General features: G+C 66.7%; 8 protein-coding genes and 1 pseudogene. 5 read left to right on the top strand and 4 right to left on the bottom strand.

Going from position 1 to position 6243, the window contains the following annotated elements; all coding sequences use genetic code 11:
* The 4 genes and pseudogenes from VFA16_RS15250 to VFA16_RS15235 all read right to left on the bottom strand — a co-directional run.
* Positions 1-242: pseudogene (locus VFA16_RS15250) on the bottom strand (phosphate ABC transporter permease subunit PstC); the annotation flags it as partial.
* 82 nt (positions 243-324) lie between these two features.
* Positions 325-1449, bottom strand: coding sequence for a phosphate ABC transporter substrate-binding protein PstS (gene pstS, locus VFA16_RS15245; protein ID WP_324968627.1), 1125 nt, complete (start codon positions 1447-1449; stop codon positions 325-327).
* Positions 1450-1577: 128 nt separating this feature from the next.
* Positions 1578-2495 carry a mycothiol synthase gene (gene mshD / locus VFA16_RS15240; RefSeq protein ID WP_324968626.1) on the bottom strand — a complete coding sequence of 306 codons (918 nt, stop codon included), beginning with the start codon at positions 2493-2495 and terminating at the stop codon, positions 1578-1580.
* Positions 2492-3259: a response regulator transcription factor gene (locus VFA16_RS15235; RefSeq protein ID WP_324968625.1), complete on the bottom strand. Its 768-nt coding sequence runs from the start codon at positions 3257-3259 to the stop codon at positions 2492-2494. The genes mshD and VFA16_RS15235 overlap by 4 nt, the downstream gene beginning before the upstream one ends.
* Before the next feature lie 284 nt (positions 3260-3543).
* Here VFA16_RS15235 and lmeA point away from each other — a divergent pair, with 284 nt between their 5' ends.
* The 5 genes from lmeA to VFA16_RS15215 all read left to right on the top strand — a co-directional run.
* Entirely contained in the window at positions 3544-4356 is an 813-nt protein-coding gene (gene lmeA / locus VFA16_RS15230; protein ID WP_324968628.1) for a mannan chain length control protein LmeA, read from the top strand.
* Between the two features lie 46 nt (positions 4357-4402).
* A complete protein-coding gene (locus VFA16_RS15225) occupies positions 4403-4825 on the top strand; it encodes a thioredoxin family protein (protein ID WP_324968624.1) in 423 nt (140 codons plus the stop codon).
* Between the two features lie 5 nt (positions 4826-4830).
* Positions 4831-4944: an Ms5788A family Cys-rich leader peptide gene (locus VFA16_RS23815; RefSeq protein ID WP_414687735.1), complete on the top strand. Its 114-nt coding sequence runs from the start codon at positions 4831-4833 to the stop codon at positions 4942-4944.
* 81 nt (positions 4945-5025) lie between these two features.
* On the top strand, positions 5026-5505 hold the full coding sequence (locus VFA16_RS15220) for a DUF4395 domain-containing protein (RefSeq protein WP_324968623.1): 480 nt from the start codon (positions 5026-5028) through the stop codon (positions 5503-5505).
* A 40-nt stretch (positions 5506-5545) separates the two neighbouring features.
* Positions 5546-6243 (top strand): sulfurtransferase (locus VFA16_RS15215; protein WP_324968622.1); only part of this gene is annotated, 698 nt, incomplete at its 3' end.

The following is a 6243-nucleotide window of genomic DNA, read 5'->3' as shown; positions in this document are numbered from 1 at the left end:
GTTAAGAAGTTCTCCTTGTCACGCGCCAGCGCCGGTATAGCGCGCCACAACAGAAACAGCCCGATCGCGGCGATCACCAAGACGATCAGGACAGCGGAACCCTGGGAGAGTCCGCGAAACAGCCGGTCCCCGAGGCGGGGCGAGCTGGTTCCCCATGGCCGGGTAGGGGTGAGCGGCGGTTCGGGAATGGGCGTAGCGACGACTTCCCCCGAGCCGGCACCGGCTGGATTTGGCGTGCTCACCCTGGTCCCATCGATCCGTCACTATCGGTCCTGGCATCCATCTTCACCGCAGACGCCGCCGCTGATCGAGCAATTATTGCGATTACTGGATTGCGTTGATCGCGGCGGTAAGGCGCTCCTTGAACTTATCGGGCAGCGGTACATAGCCGGCCGGCGACAGGCCGCTCTGTCCGTTGTTGGCCGCGACCGTCAGAAACGACTTGACCGCGTCCGATGTGGGCCGGTCGTACCCCTTCGAGCACACGATTTCGTACGTCGCCAGCACCAACGGGTAGGCACCGTGCTCTTTGGTGGCGTATAGCGAGTTCAGATTCAGCATCAGGTCGTTGCCGCGGCCCTCGAACTTGGCGTCGTCAATGGCGTTGCGGGCCGCATCGTCGGTGAGCTTGACGGCGCCACTGCCGGTGTCGATTTGCGCGAACGGAACACGGGCTTGGTCGGCGAAGCCCTTCTCGACATACCCGATGGCACCCGGGGTGGCTTGCACGGCCTGCACCACGCCCGCTGACTTCTGCGCGCCCTCACCGAAGCCGCCCTGAAACTCGCTACCGACCCCTTTGGTCCAGCTCTCCGGCGCGGCCGCGGTCAGGTACTTCTGGAAATTGTCGGTGGTGCCCGATGAGTCCGACCGGTAGACCGGTGTGACCTTGCTGTCCGGCAACGCGACACCGCGGTTCAGCGCTACGATCGCCGGGTCGTTCCAGCTGGTGACCACTCCGCTGAAGATCTTGCCCAGCACGTCTGCGTTGACCACGAGCGAGTCGATGCCCGGCAGGTTGTAGATCAACGCGACCGGCCCGAACACCAGCGGCAGGTCCCAAGCCGGATTGCCGTTGCAGCGCCTGGCCGCCGGCGCGATTTGTTCAGCGGTCAGAGGCGAGTCTGACCCGGCGAAGTCGACATGGCCGGCGATGAACTGCTCGCGGCCGGCGCCCGAACCGGTTGGGTTGTAGGCGATGTTTTTACCGGGGCAGGCCTGGCCCCAGGCTTGGTTGAACAATGCGATCGCGTTCTGCTGAGCGGTCGACCCCTCGGCGGTCAAGTCCTCTTTGCCGCCGCAGTCGACGTGCTCGCCCGACTTGCCGGCGGCGCCCGACTGAGCGCCGGGCGTGTTTTTGTCGCTGCCGCAGCCGGTCAGCGTGAGTGCGGCAACCGCTGCCGCCGATACCGCGATGCCCAGTGCCTTGCGAACCGTGTCGAGCTTCACCTAGTTGTGCTCTCCTAGCGTCGCTTTTTGATCCGGCAGGAGCTCGCCGGGCCACCCGGAAGGTATGCACCGATAGTGGCCAAGATTCACAAGGCAAGTGAACGTACGGTGAACGCAGCCGACCGCGTTCAGCTGGGCGGCGCCGCGTAAGCGGTATCGATACTGTGCAGTGTGAAGCCCAGGCCCTGATAGGTGCGCAACGCGGCGACGTTGTCGGATTCGACGTAGAGCATCACCGTGGGGTCGGCGGCGTCGGCCAGCCGGCCGGCCAGCGACGCCACACCGATCGCGGTCAGCGCGCGGCCGAGGCCGCGCCCATGCGCTGAGGGATCGACGCCGACGACGTACACCTCGCCCAGGCCGGGCTGGTCGCGGTGCACTTTGGTCCAGTGGAATCCCAGCAGCTTCTCGGTCGCGGCGTCGAAGGCCAGAAACAGCCCTTGCGGGTCGAACCACGGTTCGGTGCGGCGTTCAGCCAGCTCGGCCGGCGTCCAGCCACTTTGCTCCGGGTGCCCGGCGAACGCAGCGTTGTTGACCCGCAGCAGCTCGGCATCGTCGGCGGTGCCGGCGTACGTACGCACCTGCACTCCGTCGGGAATCTCGGGTTCGGGCACGTCCCGTAGTGAGCGGCGCATCTGCCGCAGTTCACGCACCGCCACCAGTCCCAGCGCCGACGCCGTGGCGCGGGCGGGCTCGAGTGTGCCGTGCGCCCAGAAGCGGGTTTGTCCGGCGGTTCTGTCCAACGCGGCGCGCGCCATGGCCGCGCCGACGCCGCGCCGGCGGGCGTCTGGATGGACCACCAACTCGGCCATCGGGGCGGTGCCGTCGTGGCCGGGTGTGAGGTTCAGATAGCCGATGATCGCGTCGCGGTCGCCGGGTGGGTGGCCTTTGACCACGAGATGCTCCGTGCGCTGGTGCGCGAGCTCGCGCAGAACTTGCTCACCGACTGGCGCCACTCCATCGAATTCTGTTGCAGCAGAGATAATTTCGCGCACTTGCTGCTGCTCGTCCGCGGCGAGCGCCGGGTTCCACTCGGCAGACGTCACTGACTGTGCAGCGGGTCGGCCAGTGGGCCTTGCAGGCCGCCCTGGTCGGGCTTGATGTCGTCGGTGTTCTCCGGCTCCGGGTTGGGCGGCCGCCCGCGCGCCGGCCGCACCGCCTTGTAGCCCACATTGCGGACGGTGCCGATCAGCGCCTCGTGTTCGGGGCCGAGTTTGGCGCGCAGCCGTCGCACATGCACGTCGACAGTTCGGGTGCCGCCGAAGAAGTCGTAGCCCCAGACTTCGTGCAGCAGCTGGGCCCGCGTGAACACCCGGCCGGCGTGCTGCGCCAGGTACTTCAGCAGCTCGAACTCCTTATAGGTGAGGTCGAGGGGGCGGCCGCGCAGTCGTGCGGTGTATGTGCCCTCGTCGATCACCAGCTCGCCGAGGGTCACTTTGCCGGCGGTCTCTTGGTCGGCCTGCCCGCCGCGCCGGCCGACGACCAGCCGCAGCCGGGCGTCGATTTCCGCTGGTCCGGTGCTGGGCAGCAGGATGTCGTCGAGTCCCCACTCGAAGCTGACCGCAACCAGCCCGCCTTCGGTTACCACCGCCACCAGCGGGACCGGTCTGCCTGTCGAGGCAAGCAGTCGGCACAGGCTGCGCGCGGCAGGCAGGTCGTTGCGAGCGTCGACGATCACGACGTCGGAAGTGCCTGCCTCCAGCAGCGACGACACGTCCGCCGGCGCCGTTCGCACAGTGTGGGCGAGCAGCGACAGCGACGGCAGGACCGAGTCGGCGTGCGGGTCCGCGGTCAGTAGCAGTAGGTCCAAAAAGCCCCTCCAGCGTCGTGGGAAAGGCCTCTCCCAGACTGATGGCGAAATGTGTAATTAGCGACCAGGTCATCTAACGATAACGTGCTACCTGGTGGTTTGCCCGGCGACGATGCAGAGCGCGCAGCGCGATGAGGAGGAGCCGGGCGATTCAGCCCCAGCCCGGCGACGATGCAGAGCGCGCAGCGGCGAGGGGGCGAGCCGGGCGATTCAGCCCCAGCCCGGCGACGATGCAGAGCGCGCAGCGCGATGAGGAGGAGCCGACGGCCGAGGTAGGCCACAATGTGCGGATGCGCAAGGTGCTGATCGCTGCGGTCGGTGCCGCAGTCGCGATCGTCGTCGCGATTGTCGGTGCCGTCGCCGTGGACTTCGGGACCAGCATCTACGCCGAGTACCGGCTGTCGCGGGCCGTGCGCGAGGCGGCTGACCTGGGCTCGGACCCTTTCGTGGCCATCCTCGGGTTTCCGTTCATCCCGCAGGCCATGCGCGACCACTACGACGAGCTGGAGATCAAGGCCAATACGGTTGGCCATCCGATGGTCGACAAGGCCACGCTCGAGGCCACCATGCACTCGATCGGGTTGGCCGACTCGTCGTGGCTGATCAGGCCGGACGCCAAGCTGCCGGTCGGCAAGCTTGAAAGCCGCATCATCATCGACTCGGTGCACCTCGGCCGATACATGGGCATCACCGACCTGATGGTCGAGGCGCCGCCCGAAGAGACCAATGACGCCACCGGCGGCACCACCGAATCCGGCATCTCCGGCAGCCGTGGACTGGTCTTCACCGGCACCCCGAAATCCGCCCACTTCGACAAGCGGGTCAGCGTTTCGGTCGACCTGTCGATCGACGGCGCGGACAAGACCACGCTGGTCTTCACCCCCACGCGGGTCTTGACCGGGCCCGACACCGCCAACCAGACGGTGCCCGACGACAAACGAGCCGCCGTGCTCAACGCCTTCAGCAAGCGGCTGCCCGATCAGAAGCTTCCGTTCGGCGTGGCGCCCACCAGCCAGGGCGCACGCGGCTCGGACGTCATCATTGAGGGCATCACCGAGGGAGTAACCATCACGCTTGACGCGTTCAGACAGTCATGACTAAACGCGGACGCGGCCTGCGATGGCCTTGGCAGGAGGCGGGCAAGTGACTGCCGCCATCGTCGCGATCGCCTGTGCCTTAGCGCTGGCAGGGCTCACCGGCTGGCTTCTGAATCGGCGTTCCGGAGCCGTCCGCGCAACCCAGTCAGCTTCCAGCGAAGCGGCCGACGCACACAGCGCCGGTCTGGATCTCTCGCCCACTGGACCGACCGTCGTGCACTTCAGCGCCCCCTGGTGTGGCCCTTGCGAGCGGGTACGCCGAGTGGTCAACGAGGTCTGCAGCGCCCTCGGCGACGTGGCGCACCTGGAGCTCGACTTGGACGCCAATCCGGCGGCGGCACGGCGGCTTTCGGTGCTGTCGCTGCCAACCACGCTGATCTTCGACGCCGATGGTCGCCAGCGTTACCGCGCCGCAGGCGTCCCGTCGGTTGCCGAGCTGCGGTCGGCGCTGGTACCGCTGTTGGCTTGACCATCGTGTTATTGGGTAAGCTGTCCGACGTGTTCGCCCGCCTTGAGCCCATGCTCACCAAGCGCCGCGCAGTCGATCTGTGCCGCGTTGCGGGCTGCTGCTGTTGTTGTAGCTGCTGAGCAGCGCGCCGTTTAGCGCCGCTCTCGGAGCAGCCATTCTGGCGTGCCCCCACCCTTCCAGTTGTCAACAGGAGCAGGTCTGTGCCGAGAACCAACACCACCGCCCAGGCGGACGGCGTGGACGTCGTCGATGTTCGGGGCCCGCGATTCGTTGCGTGGGTCACCACCGCGGTTTTGGTGACGACGCTGTTCGTGTCCGGCTACAGCGCGTCGGCCGCCACCACCGTATTGGGCGTGCAGGCCGTCGTCTTCGCAGTGGGCGCCGTGCGGGGGCCCCGGCAACATCCCTATGGGCTGGCGTACGCCAAACTGGTGGCGCCGCGGCTGGGTCCCGTCACTGAGCGGGAGCCGGTGCCACCGTTGAAGTTTGCGCAGCTGGTGGGCTTGGTCTTCGCCGTCGTCGGGGTGGTCGGATTCGCCAGCGGAGCGACGTTGCTGGGAGTCATCGCGACCGCGGCCGCGCTGGCGGCGTCTTTCCTCAACGCGGCGTTCGGGATCTGCCTGGGCTGCCAGCTCTACCCATTCGTCGCCCGGCTACGACCCACACCGAGGTCCGCATAATCCACGACGTTTTCACCTGAGCAAGCGAAAGGAACCCGTCATGGCACGCTCCGACGTCCTGGTCTCGGCAGACTGGGCTGAGAGCAATCTCGACACACCTGGCGTCGTCTTCGTCGAAGTGGACGAGGACACCAGCGCCTACGACAACGGCCACATCCGCGGCGCCGTCAAACTGGATTGGCGCGACGATCTCCAGGACCCTGTCCGCCGCGATTTCGTCGACGCCGAGCAGTTCTCGAAGCTGCTGTCGGACCGCGGCATCTCCAACGATGACACTGTGATCCTCTACGGCGGCAACAACAACTGGTTCGCCGCCTACGCGTACTGGTACTTCAAGCTGTACGGCCACGACAAGGTCAAGCTGCTCGACGGCGGACGCAAGAAGTGGGAGCTCGACGGCCGACCGCTGTCCACCGACCCGGTGAGCCGCCCGACGACCTCCTACACCGCCAAGCAGCCCGACAACTCTATCCGGGCGTTCCGCGACGAGGTCATCGACGCGATCGGCGTGAAGAATCTGGTCGACGTGCGCTCCCCCGACGAGTTCTCCGGCAAGATTCTGGCGCCGGCGCATCTACCGCAGGAGCAGAGCCAGCGGCCCGGCCACATCCCGAGCGCCATCAACGTGCCGTGGAGCAAGGCCGCGAACGAAGACGGCACCTTCAAGTCCGATGACGAATTGGCCAAGATCTACGCCGACGCCGGCTTGGACGGTTCGAAGGAGACCATCGCTTATTG

Origin of the sequence: Mycobacterium sp., from assembly GCF_035653355.1 — a bacterium.
Taxonomy (GTDB): Bacteria; Actinomycetota; Actinomycetes; order Mycobacteriales; family Mycobacteriaceae; genus Mycobacterium.
The sequence above is the reverse complement of the archived record's forward strand: the minus strand, read 5'-3'. Positions and strand labels throughout refer to the sequence as shown.